The sequence below is a fragment of the Gemmatimonadaceae bacterium genome (assembly GCA_019637445.1).
GTDB lineage: Bacteria > Gemmatimonadota > Gemmatimonadetes > Gemmatimonadales > Gemmatimonadaceae > Pseudogemmatithrix.
Genome location: JAHBVS010000001.1, coordinates 1,752,902 through 1,776,481, shown reverse-complemented (window position 1 = coordinate 1,776,481; position 23,580 = coordinate 1,752,902). Strand labels below are relative to the sequence as shown.

Genomic DNA, 23,580 nt, shown 5'->3' with positions numbered 1-23,580 from the left:
GTAGCGACCGCCCTTCAGTTCCGTGTGCCGCGCTTCAAGTCAAAGAGCACGCTGCGCCGACACTGCGGACAGAGCAACCACTCGCGATGCCGCGCGTAGCCCAATCCGAAGCTGCCGCCGCCGATCTCGCGCTCGTGCATCCGCACCTTGCAGCGCGGGCATTCAGCGTGACCGTCGCGGCCGTAGGCCTCGCGCACCTCGCGCTCCTCCTCGGGCGTGAACTGCGCCTTCTCAGCCATCGCTCACCTTCAGCACGAGTTTGCCGAACTGTTCGCCGCGCTCCATCCGGGCGAAGGCCTCCCGCCCCTCGGCCAACGGATACACGGCATCTACGGAAGGCCACAGCCGTCCGGCCGCCAGCTCGGCAGTCACGGCATCAAACTCGGCGTCGTTCCCCATCGTCGAACCCATGATGCTCCACTGATACCAAAAGAGCCGCCGCACGTCCATCCGCAGCGACGGTCCGCTGGTCCCGCCGCAGGTCACCAGCCGACCTCCGCGCGTCAGGCTCATCAACGAGGCGTCCCAGGCCTGCTCGCCCACGGACTCAATCACCACGTCCACGCCGCGCCGCTTGGTCTTCTCTCGAACCACGCGGCCCACGTCCTCAGTGGCGTGGTTGATCAGCACGTCCGCCCCGAGCGCCTCGGCCTTCGTCAGCTTGTCAGGGCTCGACGACGTCACCCAGACCCGCGCGCCGCGCGCCTTGCAGATGCGCAGTGCGGCTTGCGCCACCCCGCCGCCGATGCCCCAGATCAGCACGTCCTCGCCCTCGCGGACGGCGGCGCGCGTCACGCACATCCGCCAGGCAGTCAGCGTGGCCAAGGTGTAGGCAGCCGCGACGTCATCCGGCACGGAGTCCGGAATGCGGCGAAGGTTCGCCGCCGGCAGCACCGCGTACTCCGCAAAGGTCCCCGGATGGTGCTCGCCGAGCAGGCCGAATCGCACGCAGAGCGACTGCTCGCCTCGCTGGCACCACTCGCACTGTCGGCAGGAGATGCCAGGGTTGACCACTACCCGGTCGCCGGCCTTCAGCCCGCCCGCATCGCCTTGCGCGGATTCGACCACGCCCATCCCGTCCGCCCCCAGCACCCAGGGGGGCACAATCGTGATGCCCGGAAGCCCGCCAATCGTCCATAAGTCGAGGCGGTTGAGGGCCACCGCCCGCATCCGTACCCGCACGTCGCCATCAGCACGCAGCTCCGGCTCCGCCACATCCTCACGGAACCGAATCTGCTCCAACCCGCCATGTGCATCGATGGTCAACGCTCGCACTGAATTCCTCCCGGCTTCTATATTTCGCGCATGATTGAGATCAAGGTGCCGCCCCTCGGCGAGTCCATCACCGAGGCGACCGTATCCCGCTGGCTCAAGCAGGAGGGCGATGCCATCGCGGTCGGCGACACCCTCGTCGAGCTTGAGACCGATAAAATCACCGTCGAAGTGCCCGCGCTCAATGCCGGCGTGCTGCAGAAGCGCGTCAAGCGCGAAGGCGATGTTGTCCAACTGAACGAGACGCTGGGGCATATCGGCGATGCCGGCAGCGGCGCGGCGGCGCCCGCCGCGAGCGCGCCGGCCCCGGCCGCACCCGCCCCGTCAGCCCCGCCCGCAGCCACCCCCGTCCCGCAGACGCCGCCGCGGATTCCGACGCCGCCGTCCACCGCCGCCATCGGCAGCGCGCCCGCGCCCCGTAACTCGGGCGAAGTCCGCGCCGCACCCTCGGCTTCCAAGCTTGCGAACGAGAACGGGCTCGACCTCTCATCCGTGCAGGGCACCGGCCGTGGTGGCGTGGTGTCCAAGCCTGACGTCGTCGACGCTCTCGAGCGCCGCACCACCGGATCCACGCCGTCGTCCACGCAGGCCAGCGACCCCGCTGCCGCGCCGCCGCCGGCCCCCAAGGCAGCCGCCCCGAGCGCCCCCCCCGCTACTGCGGCGCCAAAGCCGGCCGCCCCGGCCCCCGCCCCGCGCGCCCCCGGCGAGCGTGAGACGCGCGAGAAGATGACGACGCGCCGCAAGCGCATCGCCGAGAACCTGCTCAACGCACAGCACAGCACCGCGCACCTGACGACGTTCAATGAGATCGACATGAGCGCCGTCTCCGCCGTCCGCGCGCGGATGAAGGAGCGCGTCGAGAAGGAGCACGGCGTGAAGCTCAGCTTCATGCCCTTCTTCGCCAAGGCCGCCGCGATGGCGCTCAAGGCGTATCCGGTGGTGAACGCGCAGATCGACGGCGACAGCATCGTCTACAAGCACTACGTAAACCTCGGCATCGCCGTGGCCAGCGAGGCTGGGCTCGTCGTGCCGAACATCAAGGATGCCGACCGGCTCTCGATGGTCGGCTTCAGCCGCGCCATGAACGCCGTCGCCAAGCGCGCCCGCGACGGCAAGCTGACGATGGACGACCTCACCGGCGGCACGTTCACCATCACGAACGGTGGCGTGTTCGGCTCGCTGGTCTCCACGCCGATCATCAACTATCCGCAGGTCGCCATCCTCGGGCTGCACAAGATCCAGGACCGCCCCGTCGCCATCGACGGCCAGGTCGAGATCCGCCCGATGATGTACATCGCGCTCAGCTACGACCACCGCATCATCGACGGCCAGCAGGCCGTGCTGTTCCTCGTCCGGGTGAAGGAGCTCATGGAAGACCCGGCGTCGATGCTCATCGACGACTAGCCCTCCCTCCCGTGACCGACCAGAACCTGAATCCCGACGTCCTCGTCATTGGCGGCGGCCCCGGCGGCTACGTGGCCGCCATCCGCGCCGCGCAGCTCGGCCTCACGGTCGTCTGCGCCGAGTTCGACAAGACCCTCGGCGGCACCTGCGTCAACGTGGGCTGCATCCCGTCGAAGGCGCTGCTCGGCTCCAGCGAGCACTACGAGTTCGCCATCAAGCACGCGCAGGAGCACGGCATTCGCCTGAGCGGCGTGCAGCTGGACCTCGCGCAGATGATGAAGCGCAAGGACGATGTGGTTTCGCAGAACACCAAGGGCGTCGAGTACCTGTTCAAGAAGAACAAGGTCACCTGGGCCAAGGGCGTGGCCACGCTGCGCAAGGACAACGTGGTCGAGGTGAAGGGCATCGACGGCAATGTCACGGCCTACCGCCCGAAGAACGTCATCGTCGCCACCGGCTCCGTGCCGATGGGCTTGCCCTTCCTGCCCTTCGATGAAGAGCGCGTGCTCTCCAACGTGGGCGCGCTGCGCATCCCCGAGGTGCCCAAGCACCTCATCGTGATCGGCGGCGGCGTGATCGGCCTTGAGCTCGGCTCCGTGTGGCGCCGCCTCGGCGCGATGGTCACGGTGATCGAGTACGCGCCGACCATCCTGCCGGGCATGGACGACGACGTCATCAAGGAAGCGACGAAGATCTTCAGCAAGCAGGGCCTGGAGATTCACACGAAGACGCAGGTGACCGGCGGGCACCGCGAGGGCCAGCGCGTGGTGGTCGGCACGGGCACCAACGGCGACGCGCGCACCTTCGGCGCCGACTACGTACTGATCTCGATCGGCCGCAAGCCGGCGCTCACGGGCATCGACGCCGAGGCGCTGGGCCTCAAGCTCGGCAAGCGCGGCGAGATCGCCGTGGATGCGCAGATGCGGACCAACCTCCCGAACGTCTACGCAATTGGCGACGCCACGGGCGGCAAGCTGCTCGCGCACAAGGCCGAGGAAGAGGGTGTGATCGCCGCCGAGGTGATTGCGGGCAAGAAGGCGAAGATGCACTACCACAACATGCCGGGCGTCGTGTACACCTGGCCCGAAGTTGCCAGCGCGGGGATGACCGAGGCCGAAGTGAAGGCCAGCGGCCGTCAGTACAAGGTCGGCAAGTTCCCGTTCAGCGCGAATGGTCGCGCCCGCACGATGGGCAGCACGGAAGGTTTCGTGAAGTTCGTGACCGACGCGCGCACGGACGAGATCCTCGGCTGCCATATGATCGGCCCGAACGTGAGCGACCTACTCAGCGAGATCGTGCTCGCGATGGAGTACCGCGGCACCGCCGACGACGTGGGCGAGACGGTGCACTCACACCCGACGCTCAGCGAGGTGGTGAAGGAAGCGGCGTTGGGGGCGCTGGGGCGGACGATTCACATGTAGGGAGATGAAGGATGAAGGATGGAAGATGAAAGAGGGCGGCACCGACCATCGGTTGCCGCCCTTTATCACGTCGCGCAGTTGCCGTTGTAGTTGCCGTTCACTTCCATCCTTCATCCTCCATCCTTCATCCTAGAGGTATCGATCCTGAATCACCCCGAGATGATGGAGCAGATGCCCTGCCGTGATCCACGCAATCGCCCGTGCGGTGACGGGGCTGTCGGACGCCGTCCCCTTCCTCGTCCAGGCCTCGGCGGGCAGCCCGGTGAACAGCGTGACCGACGCCTCGCGCACGGACTCGAACTCGTCGAGGATGGACTCCATGGTGCGTGACGCGGCCCCGCTCAGGGGGGTGTAGGCGTTCTCGTCAAAGCCCGGCAGCGGCGTTGTATCACCGCGCGCGATGCGCAGCGCCCGATACGTGAAGATCCGCTCGGCATCAGTGGCGTGCAGCAGGACTTCCTTGACGGTCCACTTCCCTGGCGCGTAGGCCCGATTGGCCACGGAGTCCGGCAGGTCGCCGAGCAGCGCTGCGGCGATCTCGGCACCGCCAATCAGCGCCTCGACGATGTCCCCATCTGGGACCTGCGCGATGTAGCCCGCATAGAACTTGTTGTACTCGTCTGCCTGCGGCCGTATCCGGCGGTGTGCGCTCATAGGTGTTCCCGGTACTCGTGTGTGCGCGAGAAAGTACCACTCTCTGCGGGCTGATGCTTCTCGTGGTCGTACTCATCCAGTGTACGCTTGGTCGGTTCGAATGGTTTACCACGGAGACACAGAGACACGGAGAACTGCCGGATGCTGGAGCGGGACTGTGAGGGACTCATCGGCGCTGCCATTTCCGTGCACCGCACGCTCGGGCCGGGATTGTTGGAGTCGATCTACTCGAGGTGTCTCGGAATCGAGCTGGAGTGGCGAGGGTTCCGGGTCCATCGCGAAGTGCCCATCCCCCTGAAGTACCGCGGCATCACCCTCGACGGCCTGCTCCGCATAGACCTCATCGTAAACAATCGAATCGTGGTCGAAGTGAAGAGCGTCATCAGACACGAGCCCGTCTTCGAAGCCCAGCTCCTGACATACCTAAGACTCACAGGCCACCAAGTCGGCTATCTACTGAACTTCCATAAGCCTGTCTTGAAGGACGGCATCAAACGAATGGTGCGCTGAAGTTCTCCGTGTCTCCGTGTCTCCGTGGTAAAACAAGAGGGGCCAGCCTCACAAAGAGGCCAGCCCCCATACCACGAACCCGGAAGCGAGCTTAGTCGTCCGACAACTTCGCCAAAATCTGCGCCGGCACATGCGACGGCGTCGCCATCCGACGGCGGCGCCCAGTCTCGGCCGCGATCTTCTTCCACAGCGCCAGCTCCCGCTCCGCGCCGGCCAGCGAGGCATCCGCGACCGCGTCGCCGTCGAGGAAGGCGTGCACCGCAGGCGGCAACTCGCGGCCGTCCACCGGGACCTCGCGGTCCGTGGCAGCGTCCGCCGGCGTCGCCTGACGCGGCTCCGACGTCGGCTGGGCCGCGTCGCGGGGATCTAGGGAATCGTGCATCACGAGTATCGCTCCTCCAGCAGCTTCTGCAGCGCCTCACGGGCGCGATGGACACGCATCTTCAGGGCACCGACCGTCGCGTCCAGGAGCACCGCCATCTCTTCGTAGCTCCTGCCCTCGACGTGCTTCATCACAAAGGCTTCCCGTAAAGACGGCGGAAGCGACCCCAAGGCAACATCCAGGTCGTTGCGCAACTCCCCACGGTCCAGCTCCTCGTCCGGCGTCTCGAACGACGACGGCTGATCGTCCTCCTCGTAGCTCAGATGCGTGCGCCGGATGTTCTTGAGCCAGTCCTTGCACCCGTTGGCCACGATCCGAAAGACCCAGGCATCGAACCGGCCCCGGACCTCGGCGAGATGCTGAAACGCCTTGATGAACGAGACCTGCAGGATGTCCTCGGCGACGTCCGCGCTGCCCGTCATCCCGTAGGCGTGGCGATACAGCGGGTCGCTGTAGCGCTCGATCAGGATGCCAAAGGCGTTGCGGTCCCCGGCGAGCACGCGGTCAATGACCGCCTGGTCGGCGTCGAGGAGATCGTCCGGCGGGACGGGCTCAGTCTGTTTCACGGTCACGCCGCTAGTGTAACCCAACGGTCGCGCCTAGGACAGGCCCGCATACCACCGACCGACCCGCTCGACACGGGTCCATCGCAAGTGAGGGACGAGGCTCGCGGGCGCCTCGTCACAACGCCATCACGAGGAAACATCACGGCGCCCGAAGGAACGCCGCCCAGCCCTCGGCGCGCACGGCATCGCCGTGCTCGTTGAGGCGTGGCGGCGCCCGCCGCACGGCCGTCGCGCCGCGCGGTGCCACACCCGTGAGTGGCGACGCCTCCACCCCGCACAACGCCTCGAGTACCGGCTTCACCACACCGCAGGGAACGCCCGCCGACTCGAGCCGCGCAATCCACGCAGCTGCTGACTCGCCTCGCACACGGTCGGCGATTGCCGCCACGACGCGCTCGCGGGCCGCGATGCGCCCGGCGTTCGTGGCCAACGACGCATCGCGGGACAGCGCGTCGAGCCCAAGTGCCCGCGCGCAGGCCGCCCACTGTGGGTCGCTGCCAACCGCGATCACGAATGGACGGTCCGCCGCCTCGAAGAGTTGGTACGGCACCAGGTTCGGGTGCGCGTTGCCCCAACGCTTCGCCTCGGCGCCCGTGACCAACGCGTTCTGAGCGACGTTCACGAGAGCGGAGGTGGCGGAGTGCAGGAGCGAGACCTCGATGCGACGCGGCTCGCGGCGGCCGCCGGCGAGCGCGGCAAGGATCTGAATCGCGGCGTCCTTTCCCGCGAGCACGTCGGCCAGTGCCACACCCACTTTCATCGGCGCGCCGTCCGGTTCACCGGTGATGGCCATCCACCCGCTCTCGGCCTGCACCACGAAGTCGTAGCCCGGGCGAGGGGAGTCGAGCCCGAATCCCGTGATGGTGCACCAGACCAGTCGCGGGTGCGCGGCGAGCATCGTGTCGGCGCCGAGGCCGTGCCGCTCCAGCGTCCCCGGCCTGAAGTTCTCCAGGACCACGTCCGCTTCGGGCATCAGGCGTGCCAGGAGCTCGCGATCGGCGCTCACCGAAAGGTCAGCCGCGACGCTCAGCTTGTTGCGATTCACGGACAGGTAGTAAGCGCTTTCACCCCGGTCGTCGAACGGGGGCCCCCAGCCGCGTGTCTCGTCACCGCCGCCGGGACGCTCGATTTTGAGCACATCGGCACCTAAATCCGCCAGAATCATTGATGCCAGCGGTCCGGCAAGAACGCGGGAAAGGTCGAGAATTCTTATCTTGTGTAGCGGTAGTGTCATTATGATGGCGTTATAGAGCCGATATTTCATCGGCAATTTCCTGCTATTTCTCTCTGAAAATTGGCCTAAAATACCACCCCGCAGTCACTTGCGTAGGCCCCCAAAAATCATATACTTGCCGCCGTTCATCTCGCGCAGCACCTCGCAACACAGGACCCACCAAAATGCCCGATTCCGCGAAGCCGGCTGACGCCGCCGCTGACAAGACCACTCCCCCCAAGCGTAGCCCTGGCCACCGCGGCGCCGACGTCCGCGACACGGTCGCGGAGATGGTCGCCAAGGCCCAGGAAATCTCCCTCGAAGCCGGCTCCAAGATGGCCGCCGCGATGAAGGATGTCATCGGCGCCGCCGCCGGACTCTCCGCGTTCGCCATCGAAAGCGCCCGCGATCTCGTCCAGTTCATGGTCCGCCGCGGCCAGATGACCCAGGAAGAGGCCGACAAGCTCCTCGTCGAGGCGGAAGCCGCCTACGCCAAGAAGCACAAGGGCAAGCTGCCGCCGGCCAAGTCCTCGGCGACTGCCGCGAAGCCTGCTGCCAAGGCCGCCAAGCCGGCGGCGAAGGCTGCGGCCAAGAAGGCCCCTGCGGCGAAAAAGGCGGCTGCGAAGAAGCCCGCCGCCAAGAAGCCCGCCGCCAAGAAGTGATCCCGGGGCGTGCCCGTGCGGACTGACCCGCACGTCGCACCCGGCGACGCACTCGCCCTCACGCGCGCACTCGTCGCGTGTGACTCGCGCAATCCCGCCTTCGCCGACGATGCACCCGGCGAAGGCGCGGCCGCGGCGCTCCTGGCGGACACGCTGGGCGCCTGGGGTTTCACGGTGGACCTGCTGGAGGCCGCACCCGGTCGCCCCAACGTGCTCGCCCGCATCGGCGGCGGGCACGGTGGCCGCTCGCTGATCCTCAACGGCCATCTCGACACCGTCGGTGTCGTGGGGATGACGCACGACCCCTTTGCCGCCACGGAACGCGACGGCCGACTCTACGGGCGCGGAAGCTGCGACATGAAGGCCGGCGTCGCCGCGATGTGTGCCGCCGCGCTGCAGGCCGCCAAGGCCGGGCTCGGTGGAGAAGTCATCATCGCAGCCGTGGCCGACGAGGAGTTCGCCAGCGTCGGCACCAAGGCGCTGCTCGAGATGGGCGTGACCGCGCACGCGGCGATCGTCACTGAGCCCACGCGACTCGCCGTCTGCCCGGCGCATCGCGGATTCTCCTGGGCCGATGTCACCGTGCACGGTCGCGCCGCCCACGGCTCGCGCTATGACATCGGCGTGGACGCCATCACGCACGCGGGTCATCTGCTCAGCGAGCTCGACACGTACAATCGCGACGTGCTGGCCACACGCCAGCACCCGCTGCTGGGTCACGCGTCGCTGCACGCCGGCACCATCACCGGTGGCGGCGGTGTGAGCATCTATCCCGAGTCCTGCGCGCTTTCGTTCGAGCGCCGCACCTTGCCGGGAGAACGCGGCGAGGACTTCGCCGATGAGATCCGCGCGGCCGTCGCGCGGGTGGCCGCACGCGTCCCGAACTTCAGCGCTGACGTCACGCCCGGACTCATCCAGCAGCCGAACGATGTCGCGCCCGACCAGCCGCTGGTCACGTGGCTGGTCGAAGCAAGCGAAGCCGCCGGTAAGCCAGCCGTTGTCGAGGGCCTCTCCTGCTGGACCGACGCCGCGCTCTTCACGGCCGCCGGCATCCCCGCCATCTGCTACGGCCCGGGCGACATCGCACTCGCCCACGCCGCTGAGGAATACGTGCCCATCGCCGAGATCCAAACGGCCACCGACGTGCTGACGCGCTTCATCACCGCCTGGAGCGGACCCAAGGGGACGGCGTGGGGCAGCTGACCGTCAAGCAGTACGACGCGCTCGAGCGCGCCATCGTCGACCAGCGGCGCATCACGGTGATGCGCCGCGGCACGGAATACACGGTGATTCCCGAGCGCCTGGCGCTGATCAAGGGCCGCGAGGCCATCACGGCGCGGCATCCGTCGACGGGCGCGGCGCTCACGCTGTATCTCGACGAGGCGGATTCGCTCGAGGTGGTGAAGTGAGTGAGCCGCTTCCGCTCGTCGCCGTCTATGCCGACGAGTCCTGCCTCGGCAACGGCCGCGAAGGCGCCAACCCCGGCGGTGCCGGCGTGCTCATCGAGTTCCGCCACGCGGACGGCCGCATTACGCGCCGCGACGTGTGGATCAGCGAGCCCGGAACCACGAACAACCGGATGGCGCTGCGCTCGGTGATCGAGACCTTCCGTGCGCTCGGCGCCAAGGGCCAACACTTCCGCGTGCATTTCACCAGCGACTCGCGCTACTTGATCGACGGCCTCAGTTCCTGGCTCTTCAGCTGGTCGCGCGCCGGCTGGAAGCGCAAGACGGGGCCGATCGAGAACCTCGAGCTCTGGAAGGACGCCTGCCGCGCCAGCGTCGGGCATCGCTTCTCCTGGCACTGGGTGCGCGGCCACAACGGGCACCCGCAGAACGAGTACGCCAATCATCTCGCCACACGCGCCGCCGCCGACCAGTCGCATTCCGCCGGCGCCGTGGACTCGGAGTTCGAGCGCTGGCTCGCGGCGTATCGCGCCAAGGGCGGGCGCACGACGGACGTCGCGCCCTTCCCCGATTCCGATAGCTTCAAGGCAGCACCCGCGCTGCCACGCGTGGATTGAGGAGCAGACCCGAATGGACGCACTCGACCTCGTCTTCCGTCGCCTCGTCGTCGCCGCCCAGGCCGCCGATGCGCTCGAGCGCGCCATCGACCTCGGCGACGTGCTCGACAAGCTCGTGCCCTACAAGCTCGCGCGCCGCGACGGGCTCGACACCAACGACGACTACCTGCACGCGGTGATGCGGCTCGTCGCCGGCGAGCGCGACCTCGTGTTTGCCGACGACCTGATGCAGGACGACCTGCGCAACGAGCTCAAGTCGCCGAACCCGGACGTCGCGGTGCTGCGCACCTACGTGAACGCCAAGATCCGCATCGCCAAGGAGCCGGCGGCCAAGGTCCTCGCTGGTGACGTCGAGATCGACCTGCGTCCGCCCACGCCGTCTGGCGAGGTCGAGGTCACGTTCGAGATGGCCTCCGCGAGCGCCCCCGAGCCGCCGAGCGCCGAACCGCCCTCCACACGGCGGGTATCCACGCCCGTCGTCGCGGACACTCCCGACACGTCCTGCCCGTACTGTGCGCAGGAGCTGCCCACCGATCGCCAAGTGCGGTACTGCCCCGCCTGCGGCATCAACCTGCGCATCCGGCGCTGTCCCGGGTGCAGCGCGGAGATCGAAAGCGAATGGAAGTTTTGCGTGACCTGCGGACGCTCGGCCGCCTGAGCCTCGTGCTCGGCGCAGTGGCGATGCTCTCGACGAGCACAGCCACCAGCGCCGAGGCACAGCGCCGCCGCAACGAGCCCGCACCGCCTCCTGGCCCGCAGTGGCCACTCAAGACGCGCGAGCACGTGGACCTCTGGCTCCACGGCTTTGCGTTGCTGCAGGAGGACACCGCCAAGGTGCCCTTCTTCCAGCGCGGCTACGCCGAGCGGCTCACCGTGCTCAAGAACTCGCGCGGTCTGTACACGGAGTTCGACAAGGCACGCAACGACCTGATGCGCATCGGCGCCGAACGGAACCTCCTGCTCAACGCGCAGTTCCTGCCGCTCTACTTCGGCAGCTGGGACGAGATGCGCCAGGCCTTCGAGTACTTCTTCAAGGCCGAGGGCAACCCGCGCAGCGCGTCGAACCAGCAGGTCGCCGGCATCATCGCGTTCCTCGCCCAGCAGTTCCCGCGCAGCGACGACCGGGCCTGGGCCAAACGCTTCGTCGAGACGCTGCACGACGAGTACGCGCAGTTCTACAAGGCGTACTGGCTGGAGACCTTCCGCGCGCGCGGTGCGGCGCTCGCCAAGACGGACTCGCTGTGGCAGGGCAGCTGGCGCCCCGCGATGCAGCGCTTCCTCAGCTACGTGCAGCAGCCCGACGGCAACCTGATCCTCTCGCTGCCGCTGGGCGGTGAGGGACGCGCACTCGGCGCGGGGAAGTCGCAGAACGAGTTCGCCGTGCCCTTCCCGGCCACGCCCGACTCAGCGGAGATCGTGCTGTACGTGTTCGCGCACGAAGTCTCGGGGTCGATCGCGCGCAATGCGGTGAATGATCATCTCACGCCTGCGCAGCAGCGCGCGGGTGAGGGCGAGCGGTACAGTGCCGCTGGCCTCGTCCGCGGGGGAGCGCTGCTCGTCGAGCGATTGTTCCCGGGGATGGGCGAGCGCTACGCGCGCTACTACCTCGCGCAGATGGGCGTGGCGTACGAGGGCAGTGCCACTGCGGCGCTCGAGGCGGCGTTCCCGATGCTGCCCGAGATGGTGGCGGAGATGAAGCGGCAGATCGAACTCTCGTTCCAGGGCATCTGAGCTGTGCGCGCAGCGGTGCCTGTCCTGCCCCGACGCCTGACATGACCGGCCCCACACCGCCCGTCCTGCATCGTGCTGCGCTGGAGCGCGTGCTCCAGCGCGCCGCCGAACTGCACGCCGCAAGCACGGAGGTGCCCGAGACGCTCACCGAGGAAGAACTCGTCTCCCTCGGCGCCGAGGTTGGATTGAGCGCCACCGCCATCCGCCAGGCGTTGATCGAGGAGCGCATGCGCGTGGTGCTCCCCGAGGAGAGCGGTGTGCTCGCGTCGATTGCGGGACCCGCGACTTTCGTGGCTACCCGCGTGGTGGTGGGCACGCCCACCACGCTGCTCGCACGGCTGCGCGAGGACCTCGAAGGCGAAGAGAATCTCGCCGAGCGGCGGCGTTTCCCGGATCGCGTGGTCTGGGGCCCGCGTGGCGGATTCGCCGGCGCCATTCGACAGCTCACGCGGCTCGACGGCCGCGGCTTCCCACTCTCGCGCGCCGACGAAGTCGCGGCGACGGTCGTGGCCGCCGACAAGGAGCGCACGCACGTGCGCCTCGAGGCCACGCTGTTCGACCGCCGAGTCGGCGCGGCACAGGCCACCGGGGCCGGCGTGCTCGGCGGCGGAGCGATTGCCACCGTGGGGATTGTGCTCAACGTGCTCCCGCCGCTGGCCGTGGCCTCGGGCTTCATCCTCGCCGGCTTCACCGCCTGGCAGGCGCGCCGCAGCTACCTGCGCGACGCCCGGCACGCCCAACTGGCCATCGAACAGACCCTCGACCGACTGGAGTTCGGCGAACCGAAACGGCGACGGCTATTTTCAGGGCTATGACCGCCGTTCCGGCCGGAGTCCCGGCCTTCGTCCCACCCGCTGACCCCGCCGCGCGTATTGCCGAGGCGGAACGTTGGGGGCAGGCCATCCTGCCTGAGGTCTCGCGCACCTTCGCGATCTCCATCCGCTTCCTGCCGGGTGATTTGGGACGCGCCGTGCTCACGGCCTATCTGCTCTGCCGCATCGCCGACACGGTCGAGGACGACAACTCCACGCCGCCTGACGTCCGCGCGCAGCTGTTGGATGAGTTCCTCAAGACGCTCACCGATCGTGACGCCGCTGAGGCGTTCCCGGCCAAGGCCGCACGCCTCAAGGGCGATGAAGCGCACTTGCGACTCGTGGCCAACACGGACCTTGTGCTCGTGCTCTTCCGCACGCTGCCGCCGCGCACGCAGGAGCGCGTGGCGCATTGGGTGCGCGAGATGGGGCTCGGCATGGCCAAGTTCGTGCGCACGTATCCGCAGGGCATCCGCATCCAGACGCTGGCCGAGTACAAGGAGTACTGCTACTACGTGGCCGGCACCGTGGGATGCATGCTCACCGAGCTGTGGCATCTGCACGCCAAGCCCGTGGGCAAGCGCGAGTTCGAGAAGCTGTGGGTGAAATGCCAAGCCTTCGGCGAGGCCCTGCAGACGGTGAACATCCTCAAGGACATCGCCTGGGACGCGCAGCACGAGAACTCCATCTACATCCCGGCGCAGGACCTGGCCGCCGAGGGCAGCTCGCACGAGACGCTGCTGTCGCCGCAGCATCTCGAGCACAACCACAAGGCCGTGCGGCATTTCATCGAACTGGCGCGCACGGATCTCGATGACGCGCTCGAGTACATCCTGCTGATTCCGCGGCGCGCGGTGGCCATCCGTGCCTTCTGCGTGCTGCCACTGCTCTTTGCCTACGCCACGCTGCGCGACCTCTCCGGCTCGCGCGCGATGCTCACGGTGGGCGGCAGCGTCAAGATCTCCCGTCGCGAGGTGAAGGCGCTGATGGTCGTCGGCCTGCTCGCCCTGCTCAGCAATGCAATGCTGCGGCGCCTGGTGCGCCGCGTGAAGGCTCGGCCGTTTACGCTCGTTGCGGTCGGTGGCTAGCGGCGCGGCGACCTCGAGCGGCCGCTCCGGGGCCGATCCTGCTGCCGCTGAAGCTGCCCGCCCGGGCGCCGGAGGTTCCAGCGACTCGCTGAACGCGCCGCCCGGATTTCGCGGCACCTTCCGCAGCGACGACGTGGCCCGCGCGGTCTACAGCGAGGCAGCCGGCGTCGGTCGCATCCTGCCGACGGCCGTCGCCGTGCCCAGCGATGCCGAGGATGTCGTCACGCTGGTGCGATGGGCGGCGGCGAGTGGCGTGTCGCTCACCGCACGCGGCTCCGGCAGCTCGATGGCCAACGGCGCCATCGGTCCCGGCGTGATCGTCGACCTCTCGCGCCTGCGCGAACTCGGCGAACCAGACCTCGCGACGCAGCGCATTGTCGTCGGACCCGGCGTCACGCGGCACGAATTGAATGCCGCGATTTCCCACACCGGTCTCGTGTTGCCGGTGGATCCCTCGAGCAGCGCCTTTGCGACCATCGGTGGCCTCGTCTCCACCAACGCGGCCGGCGCCCGCACGGTCAAGTACGGCGCGATGCGCGCGTGGGTCGAGGGCCTCGACTGCGTCTTCGCCGATGGTTCCCGTGCCTGGGTGCGCCGCGGTGACTCGCTTCCCAGCGTGGCAGCCGCACAGCGGTTTCGGGACGAGGCCGCCACGCGACTTCGCCGAACGCCGCCCGCGGCACTGCGCCACGCCTACGTGCGCAAGCAAAGCTCCGGCTACGGGGTAGCGGAGTGGCAACGCACCGGAAGCCTCGTCGATCTGCTCGTCGGTTCGGAAGGCACGCTGGCCCTCGTCGTCGGTGTGCAGTTGCGACTGGCCCCGCAGCCGAAGGCAACCGTCGGCCTGCTCGCCGCCTTCCCCGACCTTGAGGGTGCCGCGGCGGCCGCCAGCCGCGTGGCGGCACTCGGCGCCAGCGCCGCTGAGATGCTAGACCGCAGCTTCCTCGAGATTGCCGCGAGTGAGGGAAATACACTGCCGGTCGAACTGCCGCGCGACACGGAAGCGGTTCTGCTGGTGGAAGTCGAGGAGCCCAGCGAAGGCATCGCCGAGCACCGCGTGCACGACCTCGCCGCCTGGTGCGACGCCGGCGGCGCGACGTTCATCGAGAAGGCCCTCGACGACGACAGCGCGCACCGCCTCTGGGCGCTGCGCCACGCGGCCAGCCCGATCCTCAATCGCCTCGCTCCCAAGCTGCAGAGCATGCAGCTGGTCGAGGACGGCTGTGTCCCACGCGAGCGCCTGCCCGAGTACGTGCGCGGCGTGCGCGAGGCGCTCGATGCCGCGCGCTTCCGCGGTGTGATCTTCGGCCACGCCGGCGACGGCCACGCGCACGTGAACGCGTTGGTGGACATGACCGAAGCCGACTGGCGCGAGCGCTGCCGCTTATTAATCGAGGACGTCACGCGACTGGTGAAGCGCCTCGGCGGCACCCTCGCCGGCGAACACGGCGACGGCCGCCTGCGCGCCCCCCTGCTCCCGCAGGTCTGGTCACCCGAGGCCCTCGCCGCCTTCCGCGCCGTAAAGGACGCCTTCGATCCGAACGGCATCCTGAACCCCGGCGTGAAGCTGGCCGAGCCCGGCGCCACGCCGCTCGCCGACGTGAAGTACGACCCCGCGCTGCCCCCGCTCCCGCAGCTAGCCCGCCAGGCGCTCGACCACATCGTGCGCACCAAAGCCTGGAACGCCGACCGCTTGGCACTGCTGGAGCCCACATCCGAGTAACTTTCAGAGCCGTGAGCCTCGCCACTCACAACTCACGACTCACAACTCACCACTGCCGTTCCCCATGCCCCAGTTCTACTCCGAGCCCAAGGTCACCGTCCTCGCCCGCCCCGTCTTCGCGGAGCCCGCGCATCTCCCGGTGAACTGGCTTGGCGAGAGCACCGACGGCGAGCGCCTCGCCGAGTTCGCCGGCCGCCTCTGCTACATGAGCCAGCGCAACCCCGCGAGCCGTAGCACGCGCGAGTACCTCGAGAACATCAAGAAGCAGGGCCACGGCTCGGTGCTCGAGCACGCGAACTATTCGTTGCTGCTTGAAGGCGTGAGTCGCTCACTGACGCACGAGCTGGTCCGCCACCGCGCGGGCTTCGCCTACAGCCAGCTGTCGCAGCGCTACGTGGACGAGTCCGACGCCGCCTTCGTGATCCCGCCCGCCATGCTCGGCGACGAGGCGCTGGTCGAGGCCTGGAAGAAGCAGATCGAGGGCGCGCAGCAGACTTACATCGCGCTCGTCGACCAGCTGATGGAGCGCTACAAGTGGGTGGACGACAAGGTCCACCGCCGCAAGATGGCCCGCGAAGCCGCGCGTGGCGTGCTGCCGAACTCCACCGAGACGAAGATCGTCGTCACCGGCAACGTGCGCGCCTGGCGCACGATGTTGGAGCTGCGTTCTAGCGAGGGCGCCGAGTTCGAGATCCGGCGCATGGCGCTGATGGTCCTGCGCGTGCTGCAGGTGGAGGCGCCGAGTTTCTTCAGTGACTTCGAGATCTACACGGCGGCGGACCGGGCTGAGTCGGCGCGCATCTCGTATCACAAGGTTTGACCGGTGCTCCTGACCGGGGCGTCGTCTCTGCTCCGCGTGCAATAACCGAAACGCCGACCGTCGCCCTGCGGCGCCGGTCGGCGTTTCGTCCTTCGCATTTTCGTCAGCGGTTTAGTCGAGAGAGTCTCTAACCGCCCGACGCCGACTGGGCACCATTCCTGCCGCGAGTTCGAGCAAACGAGTATCCGCCCAGACCTCCGGCTCCAAGAAACACCAAGGCCTTGAGCGTCTCGCGCGCGAACTCTTCCCTTCCCAAGAACAGCGAGTAGCCAACGAACCCCGAAAGCACCAGAATCACGAATCCTGAGAAGTACATGCGATCGCGCCGGGCCGCACGCGCTGCGCTTCGCTGACGCTCACGGTCCTCGGCCTGTGTCGACAGGGATGCTTTCGCGAACTCGTAGTTGTGAACATCCTGCTGCTTCTGAAGTTCAATCTCTTCCTTGCGGACCCTGAGGGTCTCTGCCTGCTGCTCGAGCATTTGCTCGAACAGCTCCGCGTTCACCTGAGCGGGAGACTCAGGCGGATTCTGCCGCGCGGGAAGTCCGGATGCACCCTCAGCTCCGCTCGTCATTTGCTGCTACTCGGATTCCGGAAGCGGCGAATCAGCATTCGCAATTTCATCGCTGCGCCGAGGACGCGAACCACCGCTTCCGACGGGGGGAAGCTGTTTCGTCAGTGTCGTCTACCCGCGGCAGCGAGCTCTCGGCTAACTCGCGTTCGAGAACGTACTCGGGCAGCCCGACAATCAGAATCTTGCCGAAGTCTTCAGATCCGACCACGGGTGGTGCGATCCGAAGCGTTCGAAACGAACCGGCATATCGCTTGAGAAGCCGCAGGTACGTCTCTGCATCCACGGCTACTTCGCGGCCAGGCAGTTCCGATGGAAGTGTTCCCATAAAAGAGACGAAGCTGGACGTCCGCTTTGGCATCTGCACAAGCTCCTAGATTGTTGCGACCTGTGATAAGCAGAATCACCAGGTATCGAATCGCCGATGCGCGAGAAATCGACATGACCGTACGCTCGCCGTCAACCTCACACTGCGCACCTCAGCATCAGTATCGGCACATTGCTACCCCTACGGAAATCCCTCGAGCAGGTTCTGGAGTTCCACGAGGGACAACCATGCATTCTCCATACCTTCGTCTTGCCCGGAGACAGACGACTCGGACCCATCCGCGATACATAGAGCCATCATAGAGACATCATAAAAACATAAAACGTGTATTCGAGACAGTTTATATCCCGTTCTACTCCGAAGCCTGCTCCTTGGTCACCTTCGCCACAACATCAGCAGGCGCCTGCTCAAACCCGTGCATGCGGTAGCGAACAGTGCCATACCCGTGCGTCAGCGACTGCAGCCGCGACGCATAGAGGTGCAGCTCCGCCATCGGCACCACCGCCTTCACCACCGTGCCGTCGCCGTCGGTTGACGGCTCCGTGCCCACGATGTGTCCGCGGCGCCCCGAGAGATCGCCCATCACGTCGCCCAGCGAGTTGTCTGGCGTGAACACTTCCACGTCCATCAGGGGCTCCAGCAGCACCGGCTTCGCCTTCGGCGCGATCGTCTTGAACGCCAGGATGCCCGCCATCTTGAAGCTCGCCTCGTTCGAATCCACCGAGTGGTACGAGCCGTCGAAGACCTCGACCTCGAAGTCCACCACCGGGAAGCCCGCGATTACCCCACGCTCGGCGGCCTCCTGCACGCCCTTGTCCACCGCCGGCACGTACTGCCGCGGGATCACGCCGCCCGAGATCTTGTCGACGAACTTGTAGCCCTCGCCGCGCGGCGTCGGCTTGATGCGGATCCAACAATCGCCGAACTGGCCCTTGCCGCCCGTCTGTTTCTTGTGGCGCCCCTGGCCCTCGGCCTTGCCGAGCAGTGTCTCGCGATACGGCACGCGCGGCGGACGCAGCGTCGCGTGCACGCCGAACTGCCGTTCGAGTCGCGCCAGCGCGACTTCGAGGTGCCGCTCGCCCAGTCCTTCGACAATCGTCTCGTGCGTCTCCGCCTCGAAGTGCGTCTGGATCGTCGGATCCTCGTCGTGCAATCGATGCAGGCCCAGCTGCAGCTTCTCCTCGTCGGCCCGCGCGGTGGCTTCGATCGCAAAACTCACCAGCGGATCCGGGAACGGGATCTGCGGCATGCGCACCGGATGCGCTTCGGTGCTCAGCGTGTCGTTGGTGTGGGTATTGCGCAGCTTGGCCACGCAGCCGATGTCGCCCGGATACAGGCGCGGCACCTCTAGGCGATCCTTGCCCTGCGGCACGGCCAGATGCGACAGCTTCTCCGGCTGCGAGCGCGTGGCGTTGAAGACCTCATCGCCGTTCTTCAGCGTCCCACTGAAGGTGCGGAAGTAGGTGACCTCACCCACGTGCGGCTCGGTGGTCGTCTTGAACACCAGCGCCGTGAACGGTCCGTCTTCCTTCGGGTGCACTTCCACCGCGTGGTCGCCCTCGGCGCCCTTCAGTGCGTGCAGTTCTTCCATCTCGTAGGCGTTCGGCATCAGGCTTACGAGCAAGTCGAGCACCGTGCGGATGCCATAGGTGAGCTGCGCCGAGCAACAGAGCAGCGGGAAGAGCTCGGCGTCCTTCATCGCCTCCTTCATGGCGTTCATCTCGTCGTCGCCGGGCAGCTCCTCGCCGGCGAAGAAGCGCTCGAGCAGCGCGTCGTCCGTGGCAGCGACGGCCTCGACCATCTCGGCGTGGTACTTCTCGAAGCGCGCCTTCTCGCTCTCGGGGATCGGGCCCTCATCAAACTCGCCGTTCTTGGTACCGGCCTTGAAGAGCTGCGCCTTCTTCGTGAAGAGATTGATAATGCCGCGGAAATCGGCACCGGCGCCGATGGGGATCTCCACCGGCACGACCTTGGCGGTGAGCTTCGCCTTGATGTCCTCGTAGGCCGCGTCGAAGTCCGCGTTTTCCTTGTCCATCATCGAGACCACGAACAGCACGGGGTCCTTGCGCTTCACGGCCTCGCGGAACATCCGCTCCGTGCCGACCTCGACGCCTGCCGTGGCACCGACCGACACGAGCGCGCCGTCAGCGGCCACGAGGCCGGCCAGCGCGTCACCGGCGAAGTCGCTGTAGCCCGGCGTGTCGAGCAGGTTGAGTTTGGTGTCCTTCCACTCGGCGTGGGCGCAGCCGAGGGAGATGGAGTAGCCGCGCTTGGCTTCCTCCGGGGAGCTGTCGGTGAGCGTGGTTCCGTCCTTCACCGAGCCGTGTCGTCGGGAGGAGCCGGAAACAAAAGCGAGCGCGTCGACCAGTGTGGTCTTCCCGCTCGCTCCGTGCCCAACGACCGCGATGTTCCGGATTTCCGCGCTTTGGTACTCCCGCATGGGACACCCTCCTCCCGCCTCCTGGCGGGCGCATCAGGGGGATGTCATTGTGCCACCTGGCCGCGGGCGATGCAAGACGGAGATTCCCCACGCACGTGCAAGGGAACCACCGGACAGGCCTGTCCGGTGCCTAGCGCCTACTCGTCGTCGGCGAAGTTCTCGGCGTCGGCGAGGCGGAGGTCGTCGAGGCGCGTCGCGTCCGAGCTGCGCCCGGCCGATGCCACGGCGACCTGCAACGAGAGCGCGCGGCGCGTGCCCTCCGGCCAGTCGGGCATCAGCAGGCCGGCCAGCAGGCGCCGGATGGAGTTGCCACCCTCGGCGAGCAGCTCGGCAGCGGTCTCACGCAGCACCGTCAGCGGGATGGCGAGCTCCTGACGGATGATCTCACCAGTGCGCCGGTCGGTGTAGGCCGCGTCGCCGACGGCCCCGTCCTGCGCGGACAGTCGGAGATCACCGGCGGCGATGGGCCCGTGGTCGCTGGCCTTGCGGGCCTCGACGGCGGCAGCGAGCGCGAGTGCCAGGGACTCGGGCGTCGGCACTCCGTAGAGCGTGACGACTTCGCGGGTGGGTGTCTCCAGCGTCTCGGGCGAGGCCACCGCGCTCACGCGCGCAATGGAACCCTGCTCGGCCTGTGTCTGATCCCACTCCACCATCACGTCCATTCTTCGCACCCCGCGTTTCCGCAGCGAAAGCCTGTTTCGCGTTCTACCCGACGGGACCGCGCGGTGTCACGGCCTGCCGTCATTGGTGCAGAGATGCAATTCACACGCCATCTGCTGCACCGACCAACTAACACGGGATGCGGTCACATCGTTCGCGCCGTTGCTCACGCTTGTCTACGCAGCCTCGTCGTTGGAAGTGTCGTCGCGGCGCCGCGGAGTCTTCACCCGGCGTGCCGGGACCCACTCGGTGCTCCGGTGCACCGACTGAGCGAACCGCATCCGATGCCAGGCCGCCACGATTGTCCGTGAGGTGGATGGTGCCGTGGCGGACATTGGCTCACGGCGCCGCTGTGGCCTCAGCTTCTATGCTGCGGCCCGACTCGTGTTTTGGGCTCTACAGCGGCTGGGCGTGAAGATATGCAACAGTTCACAGGTTCAGGACGTAAACCTCGCCAAGAGGCTGTCTCGTCACGTGGTGACGCGCTATCTTGCCGCCAGCGGCCCGAAACCCCACGTTCCTGCCACACATTTCATCTGGCCCTATGCCCATCAGACGCCCTCGCGGCCCAAAACCTGCCCTGCGACACATCGCCTTTCTGGAAGCCTTGGACAGCGCTCGGACTGACTCGGAGCGCGCTTCCGCCGAGGCTACGTTCCTCGTGCTCCGGCTGTTTGACGAGTGGATGCAGAGCGGAGGTCTCGTGGCCGCTCCGGAGTTCCCTTCCCATGCCGCCGCCACCCGGGCGATCGATCGCATTCCGGGGGACGAGGAGTCGCGCCTAGCGCTTGGGCGTGTTGCCGAGGCGATCACGATGCTGCACGAGCCGGACGCTCAGCCGGTGCTGCCGCGTGTGTATGCGCTCGGGGCGCTGCTTGAGCAACGCGGGCGATTTGCCGAGGCGGCGGACGTCTATACCAGCGTCTGTCGGTTCGTCGACGTGCGCGCGCACTTCGACCTGGCCTTCGACGCGTTCATGCGCCAGGGGTTCTGTCTCCGCAATATGGGTGAGTTCGAGCAGGCATCACGCGCATACTCGACCGCGGGCATGCACGCCGGCCGCATGCGAGACCGCGTGCGCGTGCTCGAATCACGCATCGGCGAAGCCAAGGTCCAGTGGGGTCGTGGCGACCTCCCCGGGGCCGACGCCTCGATGCTGAAGATCGCGAGCGAAGCCGTCGCGCTCGGTGCGCCGGCCGCGAAGGTTGTCGTGGCCACGAAGCACGACCGGGCAGGAATCGCCCGAAACCGCGGGGACCTCAAACAGGCCGTGCGGCTCGCGTTCGAGGCCTTTCAGCAGTCCACCACCGACTACGCGCGCGAACGCGTGCTCGGAGACCTCGGCAACTTTCTTGGACTGACGGGCGCCTTCGACACGGCCCGCGCGGCGCTCACGCTGCTCGTCGCCACCGCCAACCAGCAGGAAACGAAGTGGATCGCCGAGCAGAACTTGATGGACCTTGCGATTCGAGAGGGCAGCGAACCCAGATTCGTGCAGCATCGGCGCGCACTCGAGAAGGCGAAGCTGCCCACCAAGACGCGCCTGACCTTCATGCGGGACGTGGGCAAAGGCCTCGTGGCGTTCGGCCACCTGGATGAAGCCGAAGCCCCGCTGCGCTCAGCCCTCGAGCTGGCCGCGCGCATCGGCGCACATCAGACCGAGTTTGAGCTCGAGGGAATGCTGGCGGATCTCAGCGCCACACGTCGGGCGCTTGAGGCAAGTCGACCGGCCCGATCCGAGGCTCCACCAGACATCGCTTCGGAGATTGAGAATCTCCTGGCGTCGGTCGGCGTCGCTGTGTAGACCAGCTGCGATCGCCGGACTCAGTATCCCGTGGAGTGGACGTCGTCGGATGACGGCTTTGGCCCGAGCGGGGTGGTGCAGGCGGTGCTGGAGATGGCGAACGCGGCGAAAAGGACGGTGAGGAGAAGGCGGGTGTTGCGCATTGTGGCTCCGATAGTGGGTGGGTACTCCTGTATCGAAGCTAGATAGTATTTTGATTCCTTTAACTGCTGATTTGTGTCGTCATATATGTTTTTTGTGCCAGTTTTTGGAAGACTGCCACTGGAGGTGTCTCGGTGATTGTTGCAGCCTGTGTCGAAGCCCAGAAGCTCGCGAAGCTTCGTGGGGCCGTTGGCGAGACCCATCGCCTGCACGTCGCGCTCGACTGGGATCATGCCGACAGCATCGTGCGTCGACAGCCCGTGGACGTGCTCGTCGTGGATCCGAGCTTTGGCTCAGCTGGCGAGGTGCGCACCGAGCCAATCCGCACGCTGCGGAGCGCGTTTCGCTCGGTCCCGTTCGTGGTCTACTCCGCACTGGGCTCCAGCACCCTCCGCCCGCTTATCGAGCTGGGGCGCGATGGAATGGAGCAGCTCATCATCTATGGCGTTGATGACGATCCGCGGCAGCTGCGTCGCGTGCTCGAGCGCCAGCCGGGCGTGGCGCTCGCGGCGCGCCTGAGCGAGATGCTGCAGCCGCGGCTGCGCGCGCTCCCGGCGGCAGTCTCCAACGCCATCGAGCGCGTGATTCACACGCCCGCGGCGTTCAAGGGTGTCCCCGACCTGGCCGCGGCCGCGAACGTCTCACGCCGCACGATCTACCGCGAGTGCGAGCGCGCCGACCTCTCCTCGCCGCGCGAGATCATTGCCGGTGCCCGCGTGCTGCGCGCCTACGCCTTTCTGCGCGAGTCGGACTATGCGATCGAGGACGTGGCCGAGCACCTGCGCTTCTCGAGCCCACACCATCTCACGAAGACGATGCGCTGGGCCTGCGGGATGACCACCGCCCGCGCCCGCGACCGGATCGCGCCGGACGACTTCGTGCAGATGCTCGCCGAGCGGCTGATGCCGGCGCCGGGATCCCCGCCAGCCGATGAAGCCCCCTGAGGCCTCAGCCCCGCGGATTCTGGTGGTGGACGACGATCCCGTCATTGCGCGGCTCGTCGTTCGCTTTCTCAAGCCGTTGGGATACGAGGTCCTGACCGCCGGGTCCTCGGACGAGGCGGTGCTGCAGCTTGATGAGCGCGTGGACGCGATGGTGCTCGACGTGCGCATCCCCGGGATGCGCGGCGACGCCTTCTACTATCTCGCGACGGCGCGCCAGCCCTGGCTGCTCGGACGCGCGCTCTTCGTCACCGGCGACGGCACCAAGGACTCCGAAGGCGTCGCACGCGCGACGGGCTGCGAGGTGATGCTCAAGCCATTCTCCTTCGACCTGCTGCGCATCCAGGTCCAGAAGCTCGCGCCGCTGCCAAGCCAGCGTGTCCCGCGCGTCGGCTGACGCGCAGTCGAGGCAGC

At 67.3% G+C, this 23,580-nt stretch carries 25 protein-coding genes; 16 read left to right on the top strand and 9 right to left on the bottom strand.

The window, feature by feature from the left end; genetic code table 11:
- Positions 1–14: 14 nt before the first annotated feature.
- Both KF709_08010 and KF709_08005 read right to left on the bottom strand, forming a co-directional pair.
- Positions 15–239 carry a hypothetical protein gene (locus KF709_08010; GenBank protein MBX3174343.1) on the bottom strand — a complete coding sequence of 75 codons (225 nt, stop codon included), beginning with the start codon at positions 237–239 and terminating at the stop codon, positions 15–17.
- The gene (locus tag KF709_08005) at positions 232–1,275 is read right to left on the bottom strand and encodes a zinc-binding dehydrogenase (GenBank protein MBX3174342.1); all 1,044 of its coding nucleotides are present in this window, start codon (positions 1,273–1,275) and stop codon (positions 232–234) included. Before KF709_08005 ends, KF709_08010 begins: the two co-directional genes overlap by 8 nt.
- A 30-nt stretch (positions 1,276–1,305) precedes the next feature.
- On the opposite strand from KF709_08005, the gene odhB reads away from it, so the two are divergent.
- Together odhB and lpdA are read left to right on the top strand one after the other, a co-directional pair.
- Positions 1,306–2,676, top strand: coding sequence for a 2-oxoglutarate dehydrogenase complex dihydrolipoyllysine-residue succinyltransferase (odhB, locus tag KF709_08000; GenBank protein MBX3174341.1), 1,371 nt, complete (start codon positions 1,306–1,308; stop codon positions 2,674–2,676).
- Between the two features lie 11 nt (positions 2,677–2,687).
- Positions 2,688–4,097, top strand: coding sequence for a dihydrolipoyl dehydrogenase (gene lpdA, locus KF709_07995; GenBank protein MBX3174340.1), 1,410 nt, complete (start codon positions 2,688–2,690; stop codon positions 4,095–4,097).
- Between the two features lie 129 nt (positions 4,098–4,226).
- On the opposite strand, the gene KF709_07990 is transcribed toward lpdA, so the two are convergent.
- Positions 4,227–4,751 carry a DinB family protein gene (locus tag KF709_07990; protein MBX3174339.1) on the bottom strand — a complete coding sequence of 175 codons (525 nt, stop codon included), beginning with the start codon at positions 4,749–4,751 and terminating at the stop codon, positions 4,227–4,229.
- A 141-nt stretch (positions 4,752–4,892) separates the two neighbouring features.
- On the opposite strand from KF709_07990, the gene KF709_07985 reads away from it, so the two are divergent.
- A complete protein-coding gene (locus KF709_07985; GenBank protein ID MBX3174338.1) occupies positions 4,893–5,261 on the top strand; it encodes a GxxExxY protein in 369 nt (122 codons plus the stop codon).
- 91 nt (positions 5,262–5,352) lie between these two features.
- Here the strand turns inward: KF709_07985 and KF709_07980 are convergent, their stop codons facing one another.
- The 3 genes from KF709_07980 to KF709_07970 form a co-directional block, all read right to left on the bottom strand.
- Positions 5,353–5,643: a hypothetical protein gene (locus KF709_07980; GenBank protein ID MBX3174337.1), complete on the bottom strand. Its 291-nt coding sequence runs from the start codon at positions 5,641–5,643 to the stop codon at positions 5,353–5,355.
- Entirely contained in the window at positions 5,643–6,209 is a 567-nt protein-coding gene (locus KF709_07975; GenBank protein MBX3174336.1) for an RNA polymerase sigma factor, read from the bottom strand. Before KF709_07975 ends, KF709_07980 begins: the two co-directional genes overlap by 1 nt.
- A 139-nt stretch (positions 6,210–6,348) precedes the next feature.
- Positions 6,349–7,443 carry a CoA transferase gene (locus KF709_07970; GenBank protein MBX3174335.1) on the bottom strand — a complete coding sequence of 365 codons (1,095 nt, stop codon included), beginning with the start codon at positions 7,441–7,443 and terminating at the stop codon, positions 6,349–6,351.
- A gap of 164 nt (positions 7,444–7,607) precedes the next feature.
- On the opposite strand from KF709_07970, the gene KF709_07965 reads away from it, so the two are divergent.
- The 10 genes from KF709_07965 (at position 7,608) to thyX (ending at position 16,281) form a co-directional block, all read left to right on the top strand.
- Positions 7,608–8,084, top strand: a complete 477-nt coding sequence (locus KF709_07965; GenBank protein MBX3174334.1) for a hypothetical protein — start codon at positions 7,608–7,610, stop codon at positions 8,082–8,084.
- A gap of 9 nt (positions 8,085–8,093) precedes the next feature.
- The gene (locus KF709_07960; protein MBX3174333.1) at positions 8,094–9,287 is read left to right on the top strand and encodes an ArgE/DapE family deacylase; all 1,194 of its coding nucleotides are present in this window, start codon (positions 8,094–8,096) and stop codon (positions 9,285–9,287) included.
- The gene (locus tag KF709_07955; protein MBX3174332.1) at positions 9,275–9,493 is read left to right on the top strand and encodes a hypothetical protein; all 219 of its coding nucleotides are present in this window, start codon (positions 9,275–9,277) and stop codon (positions 9,491–9,493) included. Before KF709_07960 ends, KF709_07955 begins: the two co-directional genes overlap by 13 nt.
- Positions 9,490–10,107, top strand: coding sequence for a ribonuclease HI (locus KF709_07950; GenBank protein ID MBX3174331.1), 618 nt, complete (start codon positions 9,490–9,492; stop codon positions 10,105–10,107). Before KF709_07955 ends, KF709_07950 begins: the two co-directional genes overlap by 4 nt.
- Positions 10,108–10,120: 13 nt before the next feature.
- Complete coding sequence (locus KF709_07945; GenBank protein ID MBX3174330.1) at positions 10,121–10,765, top strand: zinc ribbon domain-containing protein; 645 nt, start codon at positions 10,121–10,123, stop codon at positions 10,763–10,765.
- Entirely contained in the window at positions 10,726–11,838 is a 1,113-nt protein-coding gene (locus KF709_07940; GenBank protein ID MBX3174329.1) for a hypothetical protein, read from the top strand. Before KF709_07945 ends, KF709_07940 begins: the two co-directional genes overlap by 40 nt.
- Before the next feature lie 41 nt (positions 11,839–11,879).
- Complete coding sequence (locus KF709_07935; GenBank protein MBX3174328.1) at positions 11,880–12,653, top strand: hypothetical protein; 774 nt, start codon at positions 11,880–11,882, stop codon at positions 12,651–12,653.
- Complete coding sequence (locus KF709_07930) at positions 12,650–13,738, top strand: phytoene/squalene synthase family protein (protein MBX3174327.1); 1,089 nt, start codon at positions 12,650–12,652, stop codon at positions 13,736–13,738. Before KF709_07935 ends, KF709_07930 begins: the two co-directional genes overlap by 4 nt.
- Positions 13,731–15,461, top strand: a complete 1,731-nt coding sequence (locus KF709_07925; protein ID MBX3174326.1) for an FAD-binding oxidoreductase — start codon at positions 13,731–13,733, stop codon at positions 15,459–15,461. The genes KF709_07930 and KF709_07925 overlap by 8 nt, the downstream gene beginning before the upstream one ends.
- Positions 15,462–15,525: 64 nt before the next feature.
- On the top strand, positions 15,526–16,281 hold the full coding sequence (thyX, locus tag KF709_07920; protein ID MBX3174325.1) for an FAD-dependent thymidylate synthase: 756 nt from the start codon (positions 15,526–15,528) through the stop codon (positions 16,279–16,281).
- Positions 16,282–16,408: 127 nt separating this feature from the next.
- Here thyX and KF709_07915 read toward each other — a convergent pair whose 3' ends face one another.
- The 3 genes from KF709_07915 to KF709_07905 all read right to left on the bottom strand — a co-directional run bounded on the left by KF709_07915 (position 16,409) and on the right by KF709_07905 (position 20,273).
- Positions 16,409–16,786 (bottom strand): hypothetical protein, encoded by a 378-nt coding sequence (locus tag KF709_07915; protein ID MBX3174324.1) that lies wholly within the window; start codon positions 16,784–16,786, stop codon positions 16,409–16,411.
- Positions 16,787–17,532: 746 nt separating this feature from the next.
- Positions 17,533–19,620, bottom strand: coding sequence for an elongation factor G (locus KF709_07910; GenBank protein ID MBX3174323.1), 2,088 nt, complete (start codon positions 19,618–19,620; stop codon positions 17,533–17,535).
- A 137-nt stretch (positions 19,621–19,757) separates the two neighbouring features.
- On the bottom strand, positions 19,758–20,273 hold the full coding sequence (locus KF709_07905; GenBank protein ID MBX3174322.1) for a hypothetical protein: 516 nt from the start codon (positions 20,271–20,273) through the stop codon (positions 19,758–19,760).
- 668 nt (positions 20,274–20,941) lie between these two features.
- Between KF709_07905 and KF709_07900 the strand changes: the two genes are divergently transcribed.
- The 3 genes from KF709_07900 to KF709_07890 all read left to right on the top strand — a co-directional run bounded on the left by KF709_07900 (position 20,942) and on the right by KF709_07890 (position 23,563).
- Complete coding sequence (locus tag KF709_07900) at positions 20,942–22,084, top strand: hypothetical protein (protein MBX3174321.1); 1,143 nt, start codon at positions 20,942–20,944, stop codon at positions 22,082–22,084.
- Between the two features lie 275 nt (positions 22,085–22,359).
- Positions 22,360–23,169 carry a helix-turn-helix domain-containing protein gene (locus KF709_07895; protein MBX3174320.1) on the top strand — a complete coding sequence of 270 codons (810 nt, stop codon included), beginning with the start codon at positions 22,360–22,362 and terminating at the stop codon, positions 23,167–23,169.
- Positions 23,156–23,563 carry a response regulator gene (locus KF709_07890; protein MBX3174319.1) on the top strand — a complete coding sequence of 136 codons (408 nt, stop codon included), beginning with the start codon at positions 23,156–23,158 and terminating at the stop codon, positions 23,561–23,563. Before KF709_07895 ends, KF709_07890 begins: the two co-directional genes overlap by 14 nt.
- Positions 23,564–23,580 lie beyond the last annotated feature (17 nt).